At 68.5% G+C, this 22,827-nt stretch carries 19 protein-coding genes and 3 pseudogenes; 11 read left to right on the forward strand and 11 right to left on the reverse strand.

Features of this window, described 5'->3' with window-relative positions; genetic code table 11:
• Positions 1 to 37 precede the first annotated feature (37 nt).
• Both OHU34_RS01675 and OHU34_RS01680 read left to right on the forward strand, forming a co-directional pair.
• A pseudogene (locus tag OHU34_RS01675) lies at positions 38 to 172 on the forward strand (SDR family oxidoreductase); the annotation flags it as partial.
• Positions 173 to 315: 143 nt separating this feature from the next.
• Complete coding sequence (locus tag OHU34_RS01680; RefSeq protein ID WP_405764195.1) at positions 316 to 1,002, forward strand: SDR family NAD(P)-dependent oxidoreductase; 687 nt, start codon at positions 316 to 318, stop codon at positions 1,000 to 1,002.
• A 142-nt stretch (positions 1,003 to 1,144) separates the two neighbouring features.
• Here the strand turns inward: OHU34_RS01680 and OHU34_RS01685 are convergent, their stop codons facing one another.
• The gene (locus tag OHU34_RS01685) at positions 1,145 to 1,771 is read right to left on the reverse strand and encodes a YitT family protein (protein ID WP_405764197.1); all 627 of its coding nucleotides are present in this window, start codon (positions 1,769 to 1,771) and stop codon (positions 1,145 to 1,147) included.
• Between the two features lie 130 nt (positions 1,772 to 1,901).
• Between OHU34_RS01685 and OHU34_RS01690 the strand changes: the two genes are divergently transcribed.
• Positions 1,902 to 3,293 carry a PLP-dependent aminotransferase family protein gene (locus tag OHU34_RS01690; RefSeq protein ID WP_405764199.1) on the forward strand — a complete coding sequence of 464 codons (1,392 nt, stop codon included), beginning with the start codon at positions 1,902 to 1,904 and terminating at the stop codon, positions 3,291 to 3,293.
• Between the two features lie 140 nt (positions 3,294 to 3,433).
• On the opposite strand, the gene OHU34_RS01695 is transcribed toward OHU34_RS01690, so the two are convergent.
• A complete protein-coding gene (locus OHU34_RS01695; protein ID WP_405772118.1) occupies positions 3,434 to 4,453 on the reverse strand; it encodes an NADP-dependent oxidoreductase in 1,020 nt (339 codons plus the stop codon).
• A 111-nt stretch (positions 4,454 to 4,564) separates the two neighbouring features.
• On the opposite strand from OHU34_RS01695, the gene OHU34_RS01700 reads away from it, so the two are divergent.
• A complete protein-coding gene (locus tag OHU34_RS01700; RefSeq protein WP_142270533.1) occupies positions 4,565 to 5,155 on the forward strand; it encodes a TetR/AcrR family transcriptional regulator in 591 nt (196 codons plus the stop codon).
• Between the two features lie 275 nt (positions 5,156 to 5,430).
• Here OHU34_RS01700 and OHU34_RS01705 read toward each other — a convergent pair whose 3' ends face one another.
• From OHU34_RS01705 to OHU34_RS01715, 3 genes are all read right to left on the reverse strand, one after another.
• Entirely contained in the window at positions 5,431 to 7,692 is a 2,262-nt protein-coding gene (locus OHU34_RS01705) for an ATP-binding protein (RefSeq protein WP_405764201.1), read from the reverse strand.
• Positions 7,693 to 7,872: 180 nt separating this feature from the next.
• Positions 7,873 to 8,991: an NAD(P)/FAD-dependent oxidoreductase gene (locus OHU34_RS01710; protein ID WP_142270531.1), complete on the reverse strand. Its 1,119-nt coding sequence runs from the start codon at positions 8,989 to 8,991 to the stop codon at positions 7,873 to 7,875.
• A gap of 250 nt (positions 8,992 to 9,241) precedes the next feature.
• Positions 9,242 to 10,222 carry a Clp protease N-terminal domain-containing protein gene (locus OHU34_RS01715; RefSeq protein ID WP_405764203.1) on the reverse strand — a complete coding sequence of 327 codons (981 nt, stop codon included), beginning with the start codon at positions 10,220 to 10,222 and terminating at the stop codon, positions 9,242 to 9,244.
• Positions 10,223 to 10,290: 68 nt separating this feature from the next.
• Here OHU34_RS01715 and OHU34_RS01720 point away from each other — a divergent pair, with 68 nt between their 5' ends.
• Positions 10,291 to 10,650, forward strand: a complete 360-nt coding sequence (locus tag OHU34_RS01720) for a hypothetical protein (RefSeq protein WP_020126282.1) — start codon at positions 10,291 to 10,293, stop codon at positions 10,648 to 10,650.
• 373 nt (positions 10,651 to 11,023) lie between these two features.
• Here the strand turns inward: OHU34_RS01720 and OHU34_RS01725 are convergent, their stop codons facing one another.
• Positions 11,024 to 11,266 (reverse strand): DUF5302 domain-containing protein, encoded by a 243-nt coding sequence (locus tag OHU34_RS01725; RefSeq protein WP_142270529.1) that lies wholly within the window; start codon positions 11,264 to 11,266, stop codon positions 11,024 to 11,026.
• 284 nt (positions 11,267 to 11,550) lie between these two features.
• Here OHU34_RS01725 and OHU34_RS01730 point away from each other — a divergent pair, with 284 nt between their 5' ends.
• The 3 genes from OHU34_RS01730 (at position 11,551) to OHU34_RS01740 (ending at position 14,523) form a co-directional block, all read left to right on the forward strand.
• Positions 11,551 to 12,849, forward strand: coding sequence for a CARDB domain-containing protein (locus OHU34_RS01730; protein ID WP_235034812.1), 1,299 nt, complete (start codon positions 11,551 to 11,553; stop codon positions 12,847 to 12,849).
• Between the two features lie 200 nt (positions 12,850 to 13,049).
• Positions 13,050 to 13,286, forward strand: a complete 237-nt coding sequence (locus OHU34_RS01735; protein ID WP_405764206.1) for a hypothetical protein — start codon at positions 13,050 to 13,052, stop codon at positions 13,284 to 13,286.
• Between the two features lie 790 nt (positions 13,287 to 14,076).
• Positions 14,077 to 14,523: a nitroreductase family deazaflavin-dependent oxidoreductase gene (locus tag OHU34_RS01740; RefSeq protein ID WP_142270525.1), complete on the forward strand. Its 447-nt coding sequence runs from the start codon at positions 14,077 to 14,079 to the stop codon at positions 14,521 to 14,523.
• Between the two features lie 122 nt (positions 14,524 to 14,645).
• On the opposite strand, the pseudogene OHU34_RS01745 reads toward OHU34_RS01740, so the two are convergent.
• The 3 genes and pseudogenes from OHU34_RS01745 to OHU34_RS01755 all read right to left on the reverse strand — a co-directional run.
• Positions 14,646 to 14,864: pseudogene (locus OHU34_RS01745) on the reverse strand (GNAT family N-acetyltransferase); the annotation flags it as partial.
• Positions 14,865 to 15,426: 562 nt separating this feature from the next.
• On the reverse strand, positions 15,427 to 16,137 hold the full coding sequence (locus OHU34_RS01750) for a hypothetical protein (protein ID WP_405764208.1): 711 nt from the start codon (positions 16,135 to 16,137) through the stop codon (positions 15,427 to 15,429).
• A 519-nt stretch (positions 16,138 to 16,656) separates the two neighbouring features.
• Positions 16,657 to 17,192, reverse strand: a pseudogene (locus tag OHU34_RS01755) (transposase family protein); the annotation flags it as partial.
• Between the two features lie 296 nt (positions 17,193 to 17,488).
• Here OHU34_RS01755 and OHU34_RS01760 point away from each other — a divergent pair.
• A complete protein-coding gene (locus tag OHU34_RS01760; RefSeq protein WP_405764209.1) occupies positions 17,489 to 18,055 on the forward strand; it encodes a hypothetical protein in 567 nt (188 codons plus the stop codon).
• Positions 18,056 to 18,993: 938 nt separating this feature from the next.
• On the opposite strand, the gene OHU34_RS01765 is transcribed toward OHU34_RS01760, so the two are convergent.
• Positions 18,994 to 19,470: a VOC family protein gene (locus OHU34_RS01765; RefSeq protein WP_200840135.1), complete on the reverse strand. Its 477-nt coding sequence runs from the start codon at positions 19,468 to 19,470 to the stop codon at positions 18,994 to 18,996.
• A gap of 213 nt (positions 19,471 to 19,683) precedes the next feature.
• A complete protein-coding gene (locus OHU34_RS01770) occupies positions 19,684 to 19,911 on the reverse strand; it encodes a hypothetical protein (RefSeq protein WP_405764211.1) in 228 nt (75 codons plus the stop codon).
• 768 nt (positions 19,912 to 20,679) lie between these two features.
• Between OHU34_RS01770 and ctaD the strand changes: the two genes are divergently transcribed.
• Both ctaD and OHU34_RS01780 read left to right on the forward strand, forming a co-directional pair.
• The gene (ctaD, locus tag OHU34_RS01775; RefSeq protein WP_405764212.1) at positions 20,680 to 22,386 is read left to right on the forward strand and encodes a cytochrome c oxidase subunit I; all 1,707 of its coding nucleotides are present in this window, start codon (positions 20,680 to 20,682) and stop codon (positions 22,384 to 22,386) included.
• A gap of 64 nt (positions 22,387 to 22,450) precedes the next feature.
• On the forward strand, positions 22,451 to 22,747 hold the full coding sequence (locus tag OHU34_RS01780; RefSeq protein ID WP_405764213.1) for a cytochrome C oxidase subunit I: 297 nt from the start codon (positions 22,451 to 22,453) through the stop codon (positions 22,745 to 22,747).
• The last annotated feature ends 80 nt before the right edge of the window (positions 22,748 to 22,827 follow it).

Here is a 22,827-nt window from a genome sequence, read left to right on the forward strand (position 1 = left end):
AGTCGAAGGAGCGCTCACGTGGGATTACCTCGCCCTGGCGACGCGCATGCCGCCGGGTCGGGTCGGGCGCCCGGAGGAGATCGCCGCCGCCGTGGCCTTCCTCGCCTCCGAGCAGAGCAGCTTCATCACCGGTTCGAGCCTGTACGTCGACGGCGGGCTGAACCGGATCTGACAGGCGCAACCACGTACATGGCTCGGCGTGACTCCCACCGGCGCCTCGTTCGAGATCGTCGAGTACGCCGTTTTCAGCGAATCAAAGAGCAGTCCGTCCATCACCAACGGCCCACTTGAGCCACATAACTCGTGAGGAAACGCATGCCCATCACACTGATCACCGGAGCCAACAAGGGCATCGGCTTCGAGACAGCCAGACAGCTTCTGGCGTCGGGACACGCTGTGTACATCGGCGCGCGGGATGTCGGACGAGGCGAGAAGGCAGCAGCGGCGCTCGGCGCACGATTCGTGCAGCTCGACGTGACCGACGACGCATCGGTGAGCAGCGCGCTGGCGACGATCGACTCGGCCGAGGGCCGGCTCGACGTCCTGGTGAACAACGCGGGCATCCTGGGGCACGGGGCCGCCGACGGCCCCACGGCACTCCGGGCCTTCGACACCAACGCGGTGGGAATCGTGCGCGTCACGGAAGCGGCGCTTCCGCTGCTCCGCAAGTCCTCGAACCCCACCGTGGTCACGGTTTCCAGCAGTGCCGGGTCCTTCTGGGCCGTGACCAATCCGGACCGGCCGGAGTTCAACCTGCCGTTGGCGCTCTACTCCGCGTCGAAGTCCGCAGCCACCATGCTCACGGTCCAGTACGCCAAGTCCCAGCCTGGCATCAAGTTCAACGCGGTCGAGCCCGGTACCACCGCGACCGACCTGACCGCGGCATTCGGAATCGGAAGGACGCCTGAGGAGAGTGCCAGGGTCGTCGTGCGTCTCGCCACGCTCGACGCGGCCGGTCCGACGGGAACGTTCCAGGACGAAAACGGGGAAGTTCCCTGGTAGTCGTGTGGGAACGGTCGGGGGCAGCCCAGGTGGGCTGCCCCCGACCGTTCCCACAAGCCCCGACGATCCTGAGTCCGCTCATGGTGGTGCACTCGGTCCAATCGGGCGGAACCGACAGCGTTCGACGAGGCCACCTCAGCCTTCAGGGTGCGGAGACGACAGGAAGGCGAACCGCCACCCGTGGCAGGAAGCAGCCGACGAGGGGCCCCATGCACAGTGCGATCAGCACGGTGCCGACTCCCACCGTCCCACCCAGAAGCCAGCCGGCGCAGGCAACAGCGACTTCGATGCCGGTGCGAACCAGGGCTACGGGTAGGCGGGTGAGCCGAACGAGTCCGGTCATGATGCCGTCACGAGGTCCCGACCCGAACTGCGCGCCGAGGTAGAGCGCGTCGAAGAATGCCAGAGCGACAAGGCCGAGGGCGAGATAGCCGATCTCGGCGAGTGGCCCCTCTGGGTTGGGGAGCACAGTCGCGGTGGCATCCGCGGCGAAGCCGACGATCGCAACGTTGAGGAGCGTGCCCAGCCCGGGCAGTTCTCGCAGAGGGATCCAAGCGACAAGCACAACCAGCGAGATCGGGTTCGTGGCCCAACCGAACGAGATGTCGAGGGATGTGGCGGTGCCTTCTGTGAGCACGTTCCAACCGGCCGCGCCGAGCCCGGACCGGACAAGCAGCATGACGGCGGCTCCGTATCCCGTCAGGCCGAGCAGGAGCTGAGCGATCCGACGTGCCTTTCGGGCCGCCCGGACCTGGGCGAATGCGTTCATGCGCGGTAGCACGGGTGGGTCGTGACGAGCCGGGACGGAGGTGCGTGCCGTGGAAGGACGAGGTGCCATGGGGCGAGCCTGCGGGTGATCTGGCACTGGATTCCATAGCCAGATTGGTTAGGCTGGTTCGGTGAAAATCAGCTCACACGCGGTAGCGCGGATGCTGGGGGCCTGGCAGGAGGGGCCGGGGCCGGCGCATCAACGTCTGTCCGACAGGCTGCGTCTGCTCATCCTGGACGGACGCCTCCCTCTCGGTGTCGCCGTGCCGAGCGAGCGTGACCTGGCCGCCGCGCTCGGCACCAGCAGGACCACCGTCGGCACCGCGTTTCGCACGCTGGTCGAGCACGGATACCTCGCCACACAGCCGCGCACCAGGGCGACGGTACGGCTTCCCGACAGCACCACGTCCGAGCCCCCGGTCGGCACGGACACGGAGACCCTCGACCTGTCCTTTGCCGCGCCGGCCGCGCCCGTGGAAATCCTCCACGCCGCGTTCGCGAGCGCTCTCGAACAGCTGCCACGACACTTCGAGCGGCACGGCTACGACCGGTACGGCACCGCGGAGCTGCGCGAAGCAGTCGCCCACTGGTATGTGCGGCGAGGACTGCCCACCCGGCCCGATCACGTCCTGATCACCAACGGCGCACAGCACGCGCTCGCTCTTCTGACGCGCGTACTCCTGTCGCCACGCGACAAGGTCCTCATCGACCATCCGACCTACCCGCACGCGATCACGACATTCACTCAAGCGCGCGCCCGACTCCTCCCCGTCGCCGTGACGTCTTCCGGCTGGGACACCGAGCAACTCCAAGCAGCAGGGCAAGCCGCGCACCTGGCGTACCTGATACCCGACTTTCACAACCCGACCGGGATGTGCATGCCCACTCGCGTGCGCGAACGGCTCGGTCTCGCGTGTCCTACTGTCGTCGACGAGACCATGGCCGATCTGGCTCTGGACGTTCCGGGCCCCGAGCCCCTCGCGCTGCACATGCCGGCCGTCATCAGCATCGGCTCTGTGTCCAAGAGCGTCTGGGGCGGCCTGCGCACAGGCTGGATCCGCGCGCTGCCCTCCCTCCTGGAACGCGTCGAAAAGGCCCGTCCCACGACAGATCTCGGCACCCCCGTCGTCGAACAGCTCGCCACAGCCGTCCTCCTGAACGAGCACCAGACCCAGCGGCCGGACACGCTCCAGCAACTCAGGTCGCAACGTGACGTCCTGCGACAGGCACTCACCGAGCACCTACCGGACGTCCACGTCCTGCAACCGGCCGGCGGTGTGACGCTGTGGGCAACCTTCCCCGAGCCCGTCAGCTCACGGCTGGCAGCCATCGCGCCCGACCACGGAGTGACCATCGCGGCCGGACCTCGATTCGGGATCGGGGGTGCGTTCGAGCGCAACATCCGCCTGCCGTACACGCTTCCTCCGAGTCAACTGGTCCGGGCGATCCGCAGACTCGCGCAGGCAGAACAGGCACTCGCACGAGGCGCTACCGGAAGGCACACCCCAGCACCCATCGCGTGAGCGCCAACGACGAGCGTGCGGGAAACGTTGCTCGCGGGATGTGCTGTCGGGGCGTCTCTGCCGACGGTGACGTCGGCCGGCGCACACCCGCTCAACCACCCATCCGGACTGGGCAATCAGGGCCCGTGCCGCTCATTGGGTCAGCGGTCGTATGCGGTGGTGAGCACGATCTTGCCCTGGATGTGCCCCCGGGCGGCGCGCTCGTGCGCTGCTCGGGCATCCGCGAGCGCGAACGTGCTGTCGATCGCGACACGGACCCCGCCCTCGTCGAGCAGACGCCCCAGTTCCGCAAGCTGCGCGCCGTTCGAGCGAACCTGGGCGCTCGAGACCGTGACGCCCAGCTTCGCGGTCTCGTCTTCGTCGAAGTCCCCGGGGAGCACGGGGAACTGGGCGCCACCGCGCTTCAGCGTGCGCAGGAATCGCTTGCTCTCGGGTCCGCCGACGGTGTCGAGAACGAGGTCGACGTCGTGCACGAGTTCCTCAGGACGATGCTTGGTGTAGTCGATGAAGCGGTCGACGCCGAGTTCCCTCAGGAACGATTCATGCGCGCCCGATGCCACCGCTATGACATGTGCGCCCTTCCACTTCGCCAGCTGTAGCGCGAAATGCCCCACGCCGCCCGCGGCACCGTTGATGAGCACCGTCGTGTCGGCGTCGAGCGCCGTCGGGCGATGCGGCGCCTCCTGGAAGGGCGAGGGGTGACCATGTCCGACCTCGATCAGGAACTGCCATGCCGTCAGCCCGGCCATGGGTGCCCCGGCGGCCTGCACGTGGTCGATGCCGGTCGGCTTGCGTGCGAGGTCCGCCGCAGGCGCGGCCACGTACTCGGCGTATGCGCTGCCGTCGAAGCCGGGAAATCGCAGAAGGCCGAAGACCTCATCACCTACGGCGAGGCCGTCTACGTCCGCGGCGACGGCCTCGACGACGCCCGACACGTCCGTCCCCGGAATCACCGGCAGTCTGACCGTCGATGCCGTCTCCCCGGGCATCCTGGTCAGCCCGCCGCCCAGGTACCGGTCGGGAGGATTGACGCCGGCCGCGTGAACGCGAACGAGCCCCTCACCGGGCCCCGGCTCGGGAATCGGCACCTCGTCGTAGCGCAGAACCTCCGGACCGCCGTGCTCATGCAGCCGGACCGCCCTCATCGTGTGTATCGGCATCATTTTCTCCTGCCCGCGCCGCGGGATAGGCTTATCCGGATCAGCGCTCCATATAAGTGGACCACTGATCCGAATATATGGACCACTGATCCGGATAGTCAAGAGGGACAGATGCGGGCCGACGCCAGGAAGAACCGCGACCACGTGCTCGCAGTCGCGGGAACCGCCATCACCGAGCAAGGATCGGACGTGTCCATGCGCGACATCGCGCGCCGGGCCGACGTCGGACTCGCGACGCTGCTGCGTCACTTCCCGACGCGCGAGGCGCTGCTCGAGGCCTTGCTCCGCACGAGCTTCAACGGGCTGACGGCAAAGGCAGGAGAGCTCGAGACGTCGAGCTCTCCCGAGGATGCCCTCGTTTCGTGGCTACGCGACTGCGTCGCATGGACGACCGAGTACCAGGGAGTGACCGCGCTGATGACAGCAGCCATCGAGGACACCGACTCCGCGCTCCACGCTTCGTGCGTCACGTTGCGCGCGGCCGGTGCCCGGCTCCTTGCCCGTGCCCAGGCGTCGGGCGCAGCGCGGACCGACATTGACGGCACCGATCTGTTCGCTCTGGTGGCAGGGCTCGCGTGGCTCAGCGATCAACCCTCCCTCGCCCCACGCGCCGACCACCTCTTCGACGTCGTCGCGAGCGCGATCCTGACGAATCCGGCGGGCACCGATCCCGGGACAACGCCGCCCCGGGCACGTAGCTGAAATCGAGCGAGGGAATGAAGCAGGTCGGCATCGACTTCGTCACCCACTCGCCGTGCGGTCGCGGCTTCATCGGCGGTGACCCGGCAACTTGGAGATGAGGGTCAAGGCCGGGGGCCGGCTTCCCGACCTCGCCGCCAAGGGTCGCGTCGGCCCCCGGGCGACCCGAGGCCGGTCCCCGGCCCAGCGTTGCTCGGGCTGCTGGTGGTGGTGTGCGCGGCGGCAGCCGTCCCGCGCTGCGGTTGATCGCTTGCGTGGGCGTGCGACTGCACGTGCTGTCAGCGAGCGCTGTCAGGGGTGTCCTGTTGGCCGAGGGCGTCGAGCTGTCGCTCCACCTGCTCGGCTTCCTGATCCCGCCCTTGCTGCCGGTACAGCTCCAGCGCCTCCCGCCACACCGCGACGGCCTGGTCGGTGTGACCCAGGGCGGTGTGGGGATGACCGAGTCTGTCGAGGGTGTCGGCGGTTTCGTAGGCGTTGTCGAGGTCGCGGTAGAGGCTGATGGCCTGGCGGTAGTGCCGGATGGCGTCATGGTGGCGTCCGCTGTGGTGGTCGATGTAGCCGAGGCTGTCCAGGGTCTGCGCCTGACCGTCCACGTCCTGGTGGTCCTCGAAGAGGGCGAGGGCGGCCTGGCAGTCTTCACGGCCGGTGTCGTACTCACCCACACGCGCGGCGTACCAGCCCACGGCGTTACGCGCGTTGGCTTCCGCGATGGGCTGATCGAGACCCTGGTAGAGGTGCAGTGCGCGTCGGGCATGTTCCAACGCCCGCCGGCCGTCCGGCCAGATCGATGCCAGCGTGTAGTGCGCCTGTGCCTGCAGGGCGGGGTCGTCCTGCTGCTTGCTCAGCGCGAGAGCCTCGTCGAGGGCTTCGATCGCCTCCTGGTGGTGCCCGAGCACGACATGGGCGCGGCCCAGGAGCCGGTGGGTGAGGATCTGGGCGCCCGGATCGGGCAGTCGGCCCGCGGAGTCGACCGCAAGCCTCCACACGGCGAGCTGATCGTGGCGGTGTCCTCGCCGGTAGTGGAAGTTGTTCAGCGCCCAGGCCAGTTGCCAGGCCGTGCTGTGCAACGCGTGTGCGGCGGCCGTGCGTTGGGCGGCGAGCAGGTTCTGGTGCTCGGCCGCGAACCAGTCCATCGCCGCCGGGATGTCGGAGAGCGCCTGGGGGTGGCAGCCGGGCACCGGCGCGGCGAGCTCGATGGGGTCGCGGTGGAATTCCAGGAGACGGTCGGCGGCGTACGCGGTGTGGGTGTAGAAGTCCAGCACCCGTCGCAGCGCCGCGGTGCGTGTGCCGTCGGCCAGGTGGTGGTCGGTGGCGGCGTGACGGCGGATCAGGTCGTGCATACGGTAACGACCGGACGCGTCCTTGCCGATCAGCGATGCCTGTTCCAGCCGGCGCAGCAGAGCCCTGGTCCGGCTTCGGCCACGGCCGGTGAGGCTGACGGCGGCAGCAAGGCCGATGTCGGGTCCGGGCGCGATCGACAGCAGCCCGAACACCTCGGCTTCGTCATCACTCAACGCGCGGTGCGAGAGCGAGAGCACCGCGGGCAGGCTCGCCGCCGGGTCGGCGTCGTCGAGTACATCGAGTGCGCCGTCGCGCAGGTCGTCGGCCAGGTCGGTCAGCGACAGGTGCGGATCGGTGTGAGCGCGGCCGGCGACGATGCTCAGCGCCAGCGGAAACCCGCCGCACCGGCCGACCAGTTCATCCACCGCCGCAGGCTCGGCCTCGATGCGTGCCGTGCCGAGCCGGGCGGCGAGCAGCGTGCGGGCCTCGGTGTCGGTGAGCGTGTCCACCGACAGATGGTGGGCGCCGTGGCCCGTGACCAGACCGGACAGACGGTTGCGGCTGGTGACCACCACGGTGCAGGTGCTGCCGCCCGGCAGCAAAGAGGTGACCTGTGCGGTGTCGGCGGCGTTGTCGAGCACCAGCAGCATCCGCTTGTCCGCAACGAGGCTGCGCAACAACGCCGCCTGCGCATGCGCGGCGACGGGGATGCGGCCGGGCTCGACACCCAACGCGTCGAGGAATCCGCGCACCGCGACCGCCGGTTCCATCGGATCACTGTCCGGACTGAAGCCCCGCAGATCGACGAAGAGCTGGCCGTCGGGGAACCGGTCGGCGTTACGGTGCGCCCAGTGCAGCACCAGCCACGACTTGCCCACCCCGCCGGCACCGGCAATGGCGGAGACGACCACCGTGCCCGCCGTGCCCGAACCCGCCCGCACCACCGCATCCAGTCGGCCCAGCTCGTCCTCACGGCCCACGAACGGCCCGGGCGGGGCGGGCAACTGACGCGGTACCGGAACCGCCGAGGGCTCCGTCGTGCCCGCCGCCGCAGCCAGCAACTCATCGAGTTCGGCCGGTCCCAGATCCAGTGCCGCCGCCAGCTGACGCACCGACGCGAGCTGCGGATTACGGCGCTTACCGGTCTCCACGCCGCGGATCGTGCTGACCGAAACACCCGAGCGCTCCGCCAGAGCCTCCTGCGTCAGCCCCGCACGTAACCGCAACCGCCGTACCGTTCCCGCGAGATGATCCCCCATAGGAACTTCCTACCAGGACCACCCACCACACGGCGAGCGTGACCTGTTCGGCGCGAGCCGAAGGACGACCTGCGCCGGCGGCAGCCGCCTGAAGATCCTTGCGGTCGTCCCGGACCAACGAGAACATCCCAGCTCCCCCGCGGGCCGGCCTCTGACTTCTGTCCGCCACTGGGACGCATGTCAGCCCGGTTGGAAGAACGCGAGCATCTTCTGGCTGGCGTCCGGCGACTCCAGGATTTCCTGAACGTACGCGGACAGCCGACCGGCGGCACTGGTGCGCTCGAACATCTCGCTCTCGTATTCCCTGACGGCGGTCGGAAAGTCGTCCGGGTGCGCGGCCAGCGCGAGGCCGAGCAGCGCGCCATCGAGCAGCGCCATGTTGGCGCCCTGCCCGACCGGCGGCATCAGGTGCGCGGCATCGCCGAGCAGCGTGACGTCTGGCATCGACGGCCAGGTCAGACCGACCGGGAGCGTGGTGATCGACCGCGGCAGGACCGTGTCGTCGCAGGCGGCGATCAGTGCGGTGAACCGTGGGTCCCAGCCCGTGAACAGGTCGATCAGCCGCTCCCGAGCGGCGGCTGGGTCGTCGAACGGGATCCCGCTGGTGGCGAACCAGTCCTCGGCGGTGTAGAAGCTGAGGCCGATGCATACGCGGCCGTCGCCGTTGCGCTGCGCCGACAGGGACTGTCCGTTGCCGAGCACCCAGTAGTTGCCGCGCCCGACCATCGCCGCGAGGTCGGGGTGGGTGCGGTCGACGTCGGCAATGCCGAGTTCAACGACGTTCTGGCCGGTGTGGGCCGGTCGGGCCTCGGTGAGCAGCGCGCGGACCCGGGAGTTCGCGCCGTCTGCGCCGACCAGCAGGTCGTACGTCGCACTGCTGCCGTCGGCGAAGCGCAGCAGGCCGTGGTCGGCGGACTCCACCGTGTGCCCCCAGCGCACCGCGTGTTCGGGGAGGGAGTCCAGGAGCAGGTTGCGCAGATCGGCGCGGTCGACCTCGGGTCGCTCGAGCGGGGCGTCGTCGGGCGTGTCCTCCTGCAGCAGCAGGGTGCCGTCCGGCTCGAGAAGGCGCAGGTCCTGGCCTTCACGACGGGCGATCGCGTGGAACCCGTCGATCAGACCGGCCTCGCGTAACGCCCGCTGCCCGGTCCCGGAGTGCAGATCGAGCATGCCGCCCTGGCCGCGCGCTCGGCGCGACGATTCCCGTTCGTACACGACGGCGTCGATGCCGTGCACGTGCAGCACACGGGCAAGGGCCAGGCCCCCCAAGCCTGCTCCGACGATGGTGATGGTGCTGGTCATGATCGTCTCCTCTTCACGGCATGGACTACTCGCGAGAGTGCGACCCGTGCGCGAGGGCCACCCCCGGCGGGGCACCGAACGCCGTCCCCGACTTGCCGATCGCCCGGTCGGCTGCGCCTCGGTGGGCGCGGCGAAAGCGCATGAGAAGACGCCCTGGTCGCCGGCGAGAACGGTGCCGTCGCGTCGTCGCTCACCACGCCCCCGTTCTCGCCTGTCCCATCGACAGGTTCCGGCCCGCTGTTCAGCCGGTTCAACGGCGGAGCCGGGGCGCGAGGACCGTGCGCACGACTTTGGCCACGTTGTTCGCGGCGGATCCGTCCTCTTCTCCGGGCTCCGGTTCCAGCACACGCCGGATCTGCAGCAGCAGCTGGTTGGTCGACCGCCAGAGCGGGACGAACATGCCGGCCACCGGCCCGACGCCCTGGATCGGGCCGTTGGACAGCTCGGTGACCTTCTTGGCGATCGTGACCGTCGTCGGGTCCCTCAGGATCACGTGCACCTCGTCGTCGACCAGCCGGATTTCCATCTTGCGCGCCGCGGCCTCCTCCGGGTTCGCGTCGGTGGTCGTCTCGGGATCCAGCTCGTCGATCTTGGCGGCGACCGCGTCCGGGTCGACCCCGAGTTCGCGCAGCACCTTGGCCGCCATACTGTTCTCCGCCCGCAGCATCGCCTCCAGCAGGTGATGGCTGCCGACCGGTGCGCCACCGGCCAGCGCGCTGGCGGCTGACACGGTGTCCTCGGTGGCAGCCGTACCCGTCGGCCATGGGCCGGCCGCGACGTCCTGCGATCCCTGCGATCCCTGCGAAGACGCCAGCACCGCGGCACGGATCTTGCTGATCGGATCGATCCGCTCGGCAAGCACCTTCGCGCCGACCCCCTCACCTTCCGTGACCAGGGCAAGCAGGATGTGTTCCGTACCGATGGAGGTGTGGTGCAGTTGCAGCGCCTCGCGCAGGGCGAGGTCCAGCGTCTTCTTCGCGCGCGGCGCGAACGGGATATGGCCGCTCAGCTGCTGCGTGCCGGGCTTGACCACCGCGGCGATATCTACCTGCGCCGTCTCCTTGTCGTACCCGAGCTGGTGCAGGACCTTCGCCGCCGTGCTGTCGGGCGCGTCGAGCAGCCCCAGCAGGATGTGCTCCGTGTCGATGTAGTGGTGCCTGAGCAGCCTCGCCTCCTCCTGAGCCGTGACGACCACCTTGCGGGCTTCCACCGTGAACCTTTCAAATGACATGGTTCTATGGTCTCAACCCTGTCAATACACTGCTATTGATAGGGTCACCATGCTGAAGGGAGGGTGCGATGGAGACACCGTCGGACTGGGAGGGCCGGCTCGCGCGCTGGCAGAACGAGCTGGAGCTGTTCGAGCGGCTGGACGAGACACCCTGGGTCACACTGGCCAAGGCGGAAGCGGAGACCGGCGTTTCCCGCTCCGCCCTGCGGTCCTGGTATCGCAATGGCGAGATCCGGTCCCGGCTGGTGGACGGCCCCAACGGGCCGCAACGCCTGGTCCAGTTGGACGCGGTGATCGAGCGCGCCGCCGCGTCACCGCGCATTCAGCGCAGGGCGGAGCGGGAAGTCAGCCTGGAAGCGCAGGTCACCCTGCTACGTCACCGGGTCGACCAACTTGAACTGCGGTTGGCCGCGCTGGAACGGAAGTGACCGGCGCGAGCAGCACCAGGTCATCGGCGCCGTGTCATCGGCGCCATGTCATCGACCCCGAACGGTGCCACCGTCGCCGGACCCGCCCGTCTCCCTTTGTCGCCGCAGGTGACTGTGCCCAGGTGCATCGCGTACGTACACGGTCGGTTCGGCGGCGAGGCCGGCCGGGCTGCCCGGGACGGGGAGGGCAGCGCGGACGCGGTCGCCCCGGCGAAATTCGGCTGAAGCGGTGTGTGGGCGTGGAACACGGCGGCGTTGAGCACGGCGGCGTCGAAGCCCAGCGGGACTCGGCCCCATAACCTCGCAGCCGTCGCCTGAACCTGCCGAGTTCCGTCTATGGACCGTTGGGACTCAGCCACCGCCCTTTGGGGACTCAGCCACCGCTCTTTCGACGGAACGACCGCTGACTCGCGGCCGGGCCGTGCGCGCCGTGGATCTTCGACGTGTCGGTGTTCGCAGCGACGTCGGCGGCGTCCGCCTGCTTACCCCGCTTGCGCTCCAGGGCCTCCCGGAACTTGCGCTTCAAGTCGTACTGACCGTCGTCGTCGGGCGAGAGGGCACGGCTCTCGCCGTCAACCGGCTCCGAGCCCTCGGGCAATGCAGACTCTGCGGCCATGGTGACCTCCTGGGACTGGGCAGTGGAAAGCACAGCTTGTCATGGCGAGCACCGCTCGAGGCACCACCTCTGAAGCTCCCCGTCCCGGCTCCGTTCTCCGACAGGGCCGGAAAACCCGGGCGCGGCGGGCTGCCGTGGCATGTGATGATCCTGCCGGTGCGCGCCGGGGCTGTCGGCGCGTCAGTCGCGTGATCACACCCTTGGGGGTAGCAATGAGACTGTTCGCTGCTGGACGCCCGTTACGCCTGAGATCCGGCGCCGCCGTGGCGGTGGCGGTCGGCCTGTTGACTGCCGGCCTTGCCGCGCCCGCGTTCGCTGACGACGACCCGCCGCAGACCGACCAGTTGTCGATCGACGAGCCGTACGAGCAGACGCTGCCGCTCGGCATCGACGGCGGTCAGCCGCAGTCCCGCCCCCTCGGCGTCGGCATCTACCACGACAACGCGAACTTCACGGTGACCGACGGCAGGCTCACCATCGACGTCTCCGGCCTCGCGGGGGTCGCCGAGGTCACCTGGCCTGACAACTGCACGCCGAGCGGCACGAGTGCGGTGTGCGACGTTCCCGTGGTGCCCGTGATCGATGGGGATTACGAGAACCAGGTGTTCCTGACGGTGCGCGCGGCCGACGGCGCCGCAGTCGGCGCACAGGGCAGGATCACCTACGAGGCGACGGCCACCGGCGGCCCCGACGGCACGCTCACCGCGCCGCACGAGAGCTCCGAAACCACGCTCACCGTCGGCACCGGGCCCGACCTCACCATCGATCCCATCGCCGACATCGAGGGCGGTCAGCCCGGCGACGAGCGGACGATCCCGTTGAAGATCACCAACAACGGCAACGAGAGCGCGAACGGGTTCACCGTCAAGCTGTACGCCTCGTACGGCCTGACGGATCTGACCCGGTACGACACCTGCACCTACACCGTGACGGACGGCAACGACTACCCACCGTCGAGCATGGCGATCTGCACGTTCGACCGGGTGCTGGCGCCGGGCGACTCCTTCGAGCTGCCCGAGCCGCTGACGGTGCGACTCGCCCCGCGCGCGCTGAACGAGCGGCTCGACATCGACGTCGAGCCGGGCGACGGCGCCCAGGACATCGACTCCGGGAACGACTACGTGGCCCTCCAGATCGGCGCGGAGAACACCGCGGACTTCTCCGTGACCGGTGACTCCATCTCCGGTGCGGCGGGCGAGACTGCCACGGCCGAGCTCACGTTCAAGAACAACGGCCCGGCCTGGTTCGCACACCTCGGCTCCGGTGACCCGGTCGCCGAGGTCCGGCTGATCGTGCCCGAGGGCACCAAGGTCACCGGCGTGCCGTCCGGCTGCTACCCGCGCACCCTCGCCGGCGGCTACTACCCGAAGCAGACGGGCGCCCCGCGCTACGACTGCGACCTGCGGTACTGGGTGCTGGAGGACACACAGCGCACGTTCGCGTTCTCCGTGCGCGTCGACACCGTGGTGCCCGGTGCGACCGGCGCCGTGAGCATCCACCCCTCGTTCGGCGAGTTCGGCCAGCCCCCCTTCGACTTCGACCCGGACCTCACGAACAACACGGCGGTCCTGACCGTCAACTGACCGGCCCGGGGTTCGGAGCAGCCGTTCGATCAGCTGCTCCGAACCCCGCGCCGAGTATCTTTCAGCGGATCAGATCAGGGATCGGTCTGTTCCAGTTCGACCACCTTCACTTCGGTGACGCTCGTGCAAGTCCTGAGTGCGGCGATCAGCTCTGACGGCACGTGAGTCATCCCATCGACTCAGCACGGGAAGAAGAGGCCATGTTCGACCACGTCGCCGGACTACGCCCCGAGGAGGCCGCACGCTGGGTCACGCTGGTCGAGCAGTCCCGACCGGTCCTCGAAAATGACGGGATGGAGGCTGTCCAGGCCTTGCTGGCCGAGCGCGGCGTGAGCATCATCCAGGCGATCGCCCTCACCCGGGCTCTGCTGGGGACAGCGGAGACTCCGCTTCAAGTGGCCATCGACATCGTGACCACAAGTACGGTTCGGCAGTAACCGGCCTCTCGGCACCGGCGGTCCATCGGATCGAAGCGAGCGCCGCGAGCGCGTCCCCTTGCACGTTCTTCCGGATCGCGGGCACCTGATTGCGGGTAACTGGACTCGGGAGACATCACCCACTCACACCACCTGCACTGCAACTGAGCTCCAGCACCCGCTGCGGTGAGGCGCCTCACCGCTTCCGTTGCATCCTCGAACCATGTCCGGTCGACGACCGTCGTCGGGGCGACTTCAAGGAGCTGATTGCCTCGCCATGCGCTCAGCCCGGTTACCGACCGAACCGCTTGGACAAGGTCGATTCCCAGATCGCCGCCAGAGGACAGCAGCAGTCCCCGACACGCGGAACCTGTCCCGCATCGCCGCCGTGCCCGCCCTCCATGTGCTGTCCCTCGCCGCCCCGACCTCCGCGAGGACACCTGCCCCCCCATCACGGACGTGGTGATGTCGAGAACACCGTGCCGGCTCCGTCCCAGGGGCACGAGCGGCCACGACGGGCCGCATGACACGGGGGGAAAGATGATCTACCACAGTTGACGCAGCCGAAGTGAACGTCACCGAAGGCCCCCACCGCGGTCCAGCCCCGAGTGAAGCGCAGCCGCCCGCTCGCCTGCGCTCCCACGGCGCCGAACCCGTGGGCGAGGTGGCGTAGTACGGAGACATCTGCCGGTACTGCTACGTCCGCGGCCCCGACCGCATCATCATCGGGCCGGTGGAGAGGCTCAACTGCATTTCATCACCAGTCAGCACGATCCCTACCAGGCCTCCGCTCCAGAAAGGACCGTCCGTCATGGCTGTCGCCGATGACCTTGACCACGCCACCGACTCGCAATGGGACTGGGTCGCCGAGCAGACTCGTACGTATCTGGCCTCGGGTGGCACCGAGGGACACGAGTCGAACGGCGTCTACACGCTCGTGCTCGCCACGACCGGACGCAGGAGCGGCATTCCGCGCCGCACGTGCCTGATCTACGGCACCGCAGGCGAGGACTTCGTCGTCGTCGCCTCCAAGGGTGGTGCCGACGAGGATCCGGCGTGGTTCAAGAACCTCCGGGCGGACCCGAGTGTCGGGGTGCAGGTCGGCGGCCGTCGGTTCACCGCTCGCGCCCGGGTCGCGACCCCGGCCGAGCGTGAATCCCTCTGGCTCCAGATGGCGCGCATCTTCCCGCTGTACGACGAGTACGCACGGAAGACCGACCGCGAAATCCCGATCGTCCTGCTCACCCCGCAGGACTGAACCTGATCATGATGGAGGCGGAGCTGCCGCGCCGGCCGGTGCTGTCGGTGTAGTCCCGGCTGGAGTAGCCGGGGACCTGGCCGTCGCAAGATGCCGAAGACGTGGCCCGCCAGGGAAGCCGCCTACGCGTCCTGCTGGTTCACGACTCCGAGGGACGTCAACCCCTCGCCCGCGCACAGGCGGTCGGAGGTGCCGCCCACCTCGGTCTGGAGCAGCTGGTACGCGGCGCCGTGGCGGTACCCCCAGTGCATCGCCGCGCGCCACAGGGCCCGGCCGTACCCGAGGCCGCGGTGCGCCGGGAGGACGCCGAAGTACTGCGGGAGCAGGCGGGGGCCTCCCGCCGCCGCTCCCACTCCCCCGGTGCGCGATGCCTTCCCCACGGCCAGGAGCTCCGGTGCCGCCTGTACGCCAGGCAGCAATTCCCTGGATATGGATGAGGATCTGTCGTAGGGGATGCCCGAGCGCGGTGGTGAGGGAGGCCAGTTCCTTGTCGGTCAGCCGTCCCCGGTCGGGATACAAGACCTCGATCCTGAATCGCGCGAACCCCATCGGCCAGTCGTACACCAGCTCGTTGAGCGACGTTTCGACACCACAACAGGGAACCAACCCCAGCGGCGTCGCGAAGCCCTCGTCGTAGCGTTCCGAGACGGCCGCCACCCACCATCTTGTGGTGAGCTGCGAAACGCACTGTGGGCAGGAGATCCTTTCCAGGTTGGTACCACAGTCGACCACCTCGACGCTGTCGTGCCACTCGGCTTCCAGACCACGGCATGCGTCGTCGTCGGGAAGCATCCCGGAGCGCAGCGCGTCGGGATCCGCCGACCAGAGCCGGTGGGTCGCTCTCTTCCCCGGGGCGGGCGCCGGGCAGGCGGCGATCGCTGGCCCGCCTGCTCGCGAGGCGTGTCAGTACTGCTCGGCGACTTGCTCGGCGATCGAGAACTCGGCGCCGCACTCACCGCACGTTCCCTCACCGAACAGGTAGGTGAGGGCGAGCGCGACCGTGTCGACACCGGCCTCGCCGGCCGCGTCGTACAGCACGCGCGCTGGGCCCGACAAGTCGTCCGGCTCGGCTGCGCGAAGCGGCGAGCCATCCGGATCGCCGGGCTCCCAGTCGCCGACGGCGGAGAAGTATCCGGCCTCGCAGAGGGAGACGAACACCCCCCTCTCGCATGCGGGGCAGAACACCGCGATCGTCCCGTCGACCAAGCCCTCCAGGGCCGAGGACCAGACGGGAACAGCGTCAAGCGCCATAACGGTCTGCAGCAGATAGACGTAGGAGGCGGGCTCCGCGGGGCGGCGGATCCGGGCGTGGGCCAGAGTCCGCAGTCGCTCGATCAGGGTGTCGTGCCGATCGAGGGTCTCCTCATCGGCAGCAGCGGCGATCGCTCCGGCCAGGAGCAGTGCGTTGTCGCCGTCCTTGTCCGTCTCGCCTCCCAGATCGGCAAGGAGAGCGAGGGCAGCAAAGCTCGCCGAGTAGACACTCCCCTGATGGCACAGCCGTGACCACAGGTCGTTCCAGGCCTCGTCGTTGGGCTCGGTGCCAAGCCGTTCGAACAGCTTCGGAATGTCCTCGGCGGTGCCGTACGCGTGTTTCAACTGCGACCAATCCGTCATGGGGTCATCCAACCAAGCCGTCCATTCGCCGGCCGGCAGCAGGGCGGGCTGCCGTCGGCATCGACAGGGGGAACCGGGCGAGCAGGTCTGGCCGACGCCAGAGCGGGGGAATTCAAGGCTCTGTCCGCAGTTTCGTGATGCTGCTGGTCAGTGGTGTCGCTCTCCTGGCGGGCCCGCTGCGACGGATTGAGCCCGTGCCGGGGCAGATCGTGTTTCTGAACTCTGGAACTCGCGAGTGCATCCCGTCCGCAGGTGATGCGTCGGGTAAGCCATGGGGCGAAATCCGCGGGGTCGGCTGAGGTGCGGGGCGCGTGTGCGGCTGTCGGCAAGGTTGATCACAGCGGGCGGTGGTCCGGAGCGACGTGGTGTGGGGGGGCAGAGTCGGCCGCGGCGCGAACAGTTCACCGAGGGCGACGCCCGGCCGCTGGGCAGCGCAGCCGGATCGCCCCTCGGGTGTCCAGGCTGTGCAGCACAATGAACCCTTCTCGGAAACGCCTCGTGACAGATTGTGATCAACTTTCATGCGGTACGGCCGTGTTCGAGTTGGAGCAGGACAAGGGCGGCTCGGGCGATCCGGGTGATCGCCTTGGGGTCGAGGCTGACCCGGCGCAGGGCCTTGAAGGTGACCTTGAGCAGGGCGTTGGCGCGCTCGGCCACGCCGTGGATGACGCGGATGGCGACGTTGAACGTGCGCTGATCTTCGATGAGTTCGCCGCCCTTGGGCTTCTTGACGGGATGGCGGAGGCCGTCGGCAGCGTTCTCGTAGCCGGGGTCGGCCAGGGTGGGGATGCCCAGGGTGGCGGCGAGCCGGTTCAGGGCGTCGACCAGGCCGTGGGCACGGGCGCAGGCAGTGTCGTGTTCACGGCCCGGCCGGACCGGGGAGACCCACAGCGGCCAGCCGTCCGGAGCGGCGATGACCTGCACGTTCCCGCCATGTTGCTTGTGCTTGCCGGACCACCAGAGGTCAGCTTTGTTGGGCCGGAGGCGGCCGCGCGGTCGGTGCGGATCACGGTGCCGTCGAGGTTGAGGTGGGTGTACCCGGCGGCCGCCGCCCCACTGCTCGCCACTTGGAGCCTCACCACAGGAGGTGCCCCGCTCACAGGTCTCGTGCTGGTCAGCATCAGCCTCCTCGGCGCGCTGATGTGCCGGCCCCTGAAGATGGCCCTGCACCGGCCGGGGGCATCGCGCCGGTCTGCGCCGAACGGCCCGACGACAGAGATACGTTGTGACTGATCTGACGCAGTCGCATCCCGGGCAGGGCGAGTTCGAGCACCGTGAGGCGGTAACACTTCGCGTGAGCGCGAGGCATCGGAGACGGCCCTGAATACCCTGGGTGCTCGACGAGTGACAAGTGTCGGCGATCAAGCAGGGGATCATGAGCAGCGAACGCACCTACGAGCCACCAGAACTTCCCGAGGACAGACCCGGCAGCGACCAACCCGCATCACCCGCTGCCGAGTTGTCGGACATCGTGCTCATCGTCGCGACGATGACAGCAACGCCGTTCCTGCAGGCGATCTCCACCTACTTCGGGAACGCTCTGGCCAAGGGGATGGGCTCGGGGACGCGTGAAATCATGCACCGGTTCATTCATCGACAGGCGCGAGCGAGTCTCGACGATCCTGCCGACGTCGTGGATCTCATCCACCTGCGTACCGAGGACGGGTGGCTGGTCGAGATGAAGGTAGCCGTCGAACCCGAGGCGCTTGCTCAGCTTCCAGAGCTGTGCGCCGCGGATGCACCGCTCACCGAGTCCGATCGGCGCCCCGGCACGACCGCGACGATCCGCTGGGACCACGACGGCTACTGGATCGCCGCGACGGTACGTGAAGACGGATACCGTGTCGCCTTCACGTGGGATCCGGAGGCGAAGCAATGGCGCGAGCGTACCTACCGCCGCCCTATTCCCGTCGCATAGGAGGCGATCTGAGCGGTTGCGTCTCTCGGGACGGCGCCGCGGACTCGTCAGCCGAAGCCTTGGGCTCACCTGGACGGGCAAAAGGGCGCCGACGTGCCCGACCCCGTAGGACGGCGCCGCCTTCGTCCGCCCGCGGCGGCCGGGCGGCCTGCTGTTCGGCGCGGGCGCGGGTGGCGGCCAGACGGTAGGAGTCGGTGCCGGCTTCGATGATGTTGGGCGGTGGGTCTGCGGCACGAACGCCTGCGGCGGCCCCCGACCCTCCTCCACCCGGATCTCCGGACGCCGCACGGCGATGTAGGCGCCGTCCATCGAGTAGGTCACGCCCCGGGCGTCGTGCTCGTCGATCGGCCGGTCGAAGACCCGCTTGACGGTGTGCCGCTGCTTGCGCGGCGCGTCCAGGTCATCCCGCAGGATCTGGTCGATCGTCGCCTTGAACGGATCCAGGCGCGAGATCCGGGGTGGATTCTGCTTGCGAGGCGCCGGCCACACCGACTCCAGCTCCATCGCGACCGTCCTGCGGCCCACCCCGTACTTGGCCGACAAAGCCCTGCTGGACAGCCCTTCGAACCGAGCGCCATGGCGGATCGCCGCGTACAACTCGACCCCCTAAAGCGGCACTTGAGCCACCCAGGGCTAGCTGATGCACTCCGAGATACTCCCACCGCAAGGCCCCCCGGTGGAGTCAAAACTCACCGACATCAACTGTCGCCGACAGCACTTGAGTCAGAACCCAACAACATCTGGCCTCAACTCTCACCTACAAACCCACTCGGCCGACCTCTGGCCTCGACTGGGCGCAATGATCAACATCGTCATGTGCAGCCCTGCTCCCCGGGGAGGGGCGGCCCGCCGACAGCCACTGTGCCGAGTACCAGGAGCGTGAGCCGATCCGCCGTCCGCAGCATGCCGCCCCACCACGTGCCTTACGCGGTGGTAGGTCAGGCGTGTGCGTCGGCGTCGGCGTCCTGCGTGGCGGCCGCGAACGCCTCGGGGCCCTGCTCCACCGCCGCCGGGTCCATCCACATGACCTGCCAGCCGTGGCCGTCGAGGTCGAAGAAGCTGCGCGAGTACATGAAGCCGTAGTCCTCGGCGCCATCCGCCTCGGAGCCGCCCGCCGCGAGTGCTGCGGCGCTGACCGTGTCGACCTCATCCCGGGACGACACGCTGAAGCAGTACAGCGCCAGCGTGTGCGTGGCGGGATCGGCCATCGGCAGTTTCGTGAACTGCGCGAACTTCTCACGGCTGAGCAGCATGACGAAGGCCTGCTCGCCGACCAGCATGCAGGCGGCGGTCTCGTCCGTGAAGTTCGGGTGGAAACTGAACCCGAGTTCAGCGAAGAACGCCTTGCTGCGTTCGAGGTCCGCTACGGGGATGTTCACGAACAGCATGCGGCCGGGGTGCGCGGGATTCGTCATGGTGGGTCTCCAGTCGGCGTCTCGGTGGCGTACGTCGTGGTAGACCGGCGCTGCCGGCGGAACTCATCGGTGGATCTTCGCCGGCTGCCCAGCAGGTGCCGGAGGAGTTCGCGCAATCCGTCGTGGAATGGGCCGCCGGAGCGGCGCAGCGCGGGCCGGCGGCCGGGAACACCACGGTCGGTGGATTCACGGCTCGCCCGCGAGGGCGGATCTTCAGGGTGGGCGAACCGGTGAACTCGCCATCCCCGCCATCCCTGCCATGCGCACCCCGCCGTACGTGGCGACCAACCGCTCGGCCGGTTCGGTGTACCGACTGGGCCCCTCGATCAGCAACTCGCTCCCGAAGTGCAGTACGAACCAGCCGCCGACCAGGATCAGTCCGACATGGACGAGTGTCCAGCGCACCGATGAGTCGTACAGCTCGTTCCACCGGTGGTGCACGCTCTCCTGCCAGGCCCACACCTCGCCCTGCGCGTCGGCAACGACGGCCTCCGAGCTGTGCCGCTCACTCCAGTCCGGCCAGATCTCGAACGCCGGTTCCGAAGCCCGTCGAGATACATGTTCAGCATGTGCCCGAACATTCCCTGCCGCTCGGCTGTTTTGGTGACGGCGGCGGTCCGCACAGGCGGACAGTGCTCGACACCGTGTTCGGCGATACACGCCGACACGACCCGTTCCTGGTGCTCGCGGTGGTACGCCGGCGCGATGCGGCCCACGCCCACACCCGCGCGGACCAACCCGAACGCGATGCCGGCGATACACCGTGAACTGCCGTCGCCTCGCCGGCGCATTCCCCCAGTAGATCAGCGTCAGGCGGAACCGCCGGCACGAGTGCCCATGACGTTCAAGCGGGCCCGAAGCCAGTAATTGCCAGCCGGAGCTGTCCAGGAGCCCTGTCGCGGCGTGGGAGCGGGGGCGCCAGGACGCGTGGCGGTGAACTGCGGGCCAGGTGTGGCTCGACCCGGAGCCGAGCGGTCGGCTGCGTGTCATCGCGCCCGCACCGGCCTGCGTCCGAGCAGGTCCGGACGGCGTCGACGCGTTCTTCGACGGTCGCGCGGAGGGATGGTTGCTCCGTCCGGGTGTCTCGGTCACACGATCGGCCGCCCGTTGACTGCTCCGGGCGTGGACGCCGCCCCTCGTCCGGCAAGGATGGCGCGTGACTGACGGCATGGCGTGAGCGGACCGCGCGCATCGAGAGACGGACGACCTGTGAGCATCCTCGACGAACCCCAACCCCACGGTGCCAAGGCAGCTGAGGACTCGTACGAGAACGAACTACCGGTCAGGCGTAGGCAGCCCGGCAACATCGTGGTGAAGTGGCTGACGACCACCGACCACAAGACCATCGGCACGCTGTATCTGACCACGTCGTTCGCGTTCTTCCTGATCGGTGGCGTCATGGCGCTCCTCATGCGCGCCGAGCTCGCCCGGCCGGGCATCCAGATCATGTCGAACGAGCAGTACAACCAGGCGTTCACGATGCACGGCACGGTCATGCTGCTGATGTTCGCGACGCCGCTGTTCGCCGGCTTCACGAACTGGATCATGCCGCTCCAGATCGGCGCGCCGGACGTCGCCTTCCCGCGGCTGAACATGTTCGCCTACTGGCTCTACCTGTTCGGCTCGCTGATCGCCGTCGCCGGTTTCCTCACCCCGCAGGGCGCGGCCGACTTCGGCTGGTTCGCCTACTCCCCGCTGTCGGACGCGATCCGCAGCCCGGGTCTCGGCGCCGACATGTGGATCATGGGTCTGGCCTTCTCCGGCTTCGGCACCATCCTCGGCTCGGTCAACTTCATCACCACGATCATCTGCATGCGCGCGCCCGGCATGACGATGTTCCGGATGCCGATCTTCACCTGGAACGTCCTGCTGACCGGTGTCCTGGTCCTGCTGGCCTTCCCGGTCCTGGCGGCCGCGCTGTTCGCCCTGGAGGCGGACCGCAAGTTCGGCGCCCATGTCTTCGACGCGGCCAACGGCGGGCCCCTGCTGTGGCAGCACCTCTTCTGGTTCTTCGGCCATCCAGAGGTCTACATCATCGCCCTGCCGTTCTTCGGGATCGTCACCGAGATCATCCCGGTCTTCTCCCGCAAGCCGGTCTTCGGCTACATGGGTCTGGTCGCCGCGACCATCTCGATCGCCGGTCTGTCCGTGACGGTGTGGGCGCACCACATGTACGTCACCGGCGGGGTGCTGCTGCCGTTCTTCTCCTTCATGACGTTCCTCATCGCCGTGCCGACGGGCGTGAAGTTCTTCAACTGGATCGGAACGATGTGGAAGGGCTCACTGTCCTTCGAGACACCGATGCTGTGGGCGACGGGCTTCCTCGTCACGTTCCTCTTCGGTGGTCTGACCGGCGTCATCCTGGCCTCGCCGCCGATGGACTTCCATGTGTCCGACTCGTACTTCGTGGTGGCGCACTTCCACTACGTCGTCTTCGGCACGGTCGTCTTCGCGATGTTCGCCGGTTTCCACTTCTGGTGGCCGAAGTTCACCGGCAAGATGCTCGACGAGCGCCTCGGCAAGATCACCTTCTGGACGCTGTTCGTCGGCTTCCACGGCACCTTCCTCGTCCAGCACTGGCTGGGCGCCGAGGGCATGCCGCGCCGGTACGCCGACTACCTGGCCGTCGACGGCTTCACCGCCCTGAACACGATCTCGACGATCAGCTCGTTCGTCCTGGGCCTGTCGATGCTGCCGTTCTTCTACAACGTGTGGAAGACCGCCAGGTACGGCAAGCCGGTCGGCGTCGACGACCCGTGGGGCTACGGCCGCTCCCTGGAGTGGGCCACCTCCTGCCCGCCGCCGCGCCACAACTTCCTCACCCTGCCGCGGATCCGCAGTGAATCCCCGGCGTTCGACCTGCACCACCCCGATATCGCGATCGCCGAGGCCGAGGCCCACGGCGTCCGCGCTTGACCGGCCGAGGCACCCGGTGAACGGCCTGCCGAAGCGGAGAGCCGCAAGCGAACTAGGCAACACGGTGGAGGGATACCTGCTGTGGCAGGCCCAGATCTCGGAAGCGGAGCAGCGTGCGCGAGAGTTCGTCCGGCCGATGGAGTGGCTGACGACGTCGCAGCGCACGGAGATCGAAGGCCACTACGCTGCCGACCGGCTGCGACGCGCCCGACGGGACCTCGAGCGCATCGCCGCCCGAAGCCTGGCGCTGCGTGCCGAGTACGAACACCGCTACCGGCAACTGCGGCTCCGCTGTCTGGGCCTGACCCTCACGGTCTGCGCGGTTGTCACCATGGTGGCCACCCTGCTGTCGGTGCTCTGACCGGATCCCCGTGACCGGCTCGGTGCCCGTGGCTGATCTCGGCTTCTTCGATCCGGGGGCTCCTGCGCCGGGGTCCCTCT

It is taken from the genome of Streptomyces sp. NBC_00080, assembly GCF_045041255.1.
GTDB lineage: Bacteria > Actinomycetota > Actinomycetes > Streptomycetales > Streptomycetaceae > Streptomyces > Streptomyces coriariae.

Bases quoted from the DNA above. Each gene is read 5' to 3' on its own strand.
- OHU34_RS01715 (WP_405764203.1), bottom strand. From the start codon at position 10,222: ATGTCATTTGAAAGGTTCACGGTGGAAGCCCGCAAGGTGGTCGTCACG.
- OHU34_RS01750 (WP_405764208.1), bottom strand. From the start codon at position 16,137: ATGACGGATTGGTCGCAGTTGAAACACGCGTACGGCACCGCCGAGGAC.
- OHU34_RS01740 (WP_142270525.1), top strand. From the start codon at position 14,077: ATGGCTGTCGCCGATGACCTTGACCACGCCACCGACTCGCAATGGGAC.
- OHU34_RS01710 (WP_142270531.1), bottom strand. From the start codon at position 8,991: ATGACCAGCACCATCACCATCGTCGGAGCAGGCTTGGGGGGCCTGGCC.
- OHU34_RS01735 (WP_405764206.1), top strand. From the start codon at position 13,050: ATGTTCGACCACGTCGCCGGACTACGCCCCGAGGAGGCCGCACGCTGG.
- OHU34_RS01700 (WP_142270533.1), top strand. From the start codon at position 4,565: ATGCGGGCCGACGCCAGGAAGAACCGCGACCACGTGCTCGCAGTCGCG.
- OHU34_RS01680 (WP_405764195.1), top strand. From the start codon at position 316: ATGCCCATCACACTGATCACCGGAGCCAACAAGGGCATCGGCTTCGAG.
- OHU34_RS01720 (WP_020126282.1), top strand. From the start codon at position 10,291: ATGGAGACACCGTCGGACTGGGAGGGCCGGCTCGCGCGCTGGCAGAAC.
- OHU34_RS01695 (WP_405772118.1), bottom strand. From the start codon at position 4,453: ATGCCGATACACACGATGAGGGCGGTCCGGCTGCATGAGCACGGCGGT.
- OHU34_RS01705 (WP_405764201.1), bottom strand. From the start codon at position 7,692: ATGGGGGATCATCTCGCGGGAACGGTACGGCGGTTGCGGTTACGTGCG.
- OHU34_RS01765 (WP_200840135.1), bottom strand. From the start codon at position 19,470: ATGACGAATCCCGCGCACCCCGGCCGCATGCTGTTCGTGAACATCCCC.
- OHU34_RS01685 (WP_405764197.1), bottom strand. From the start codon at position 1,771: ATGAACGCATTCGCCCAGGTCCGGGCGGCCCGAAAGGCACGTCGGATC.
- OHU34_RS01725 (WP_142270529.1), bottom strand. From the start codon at position 11,266: ATGGCCGCAGAGTCTGCATTGCCCGAGGGCTCGGAGCCGGTTGACGGC.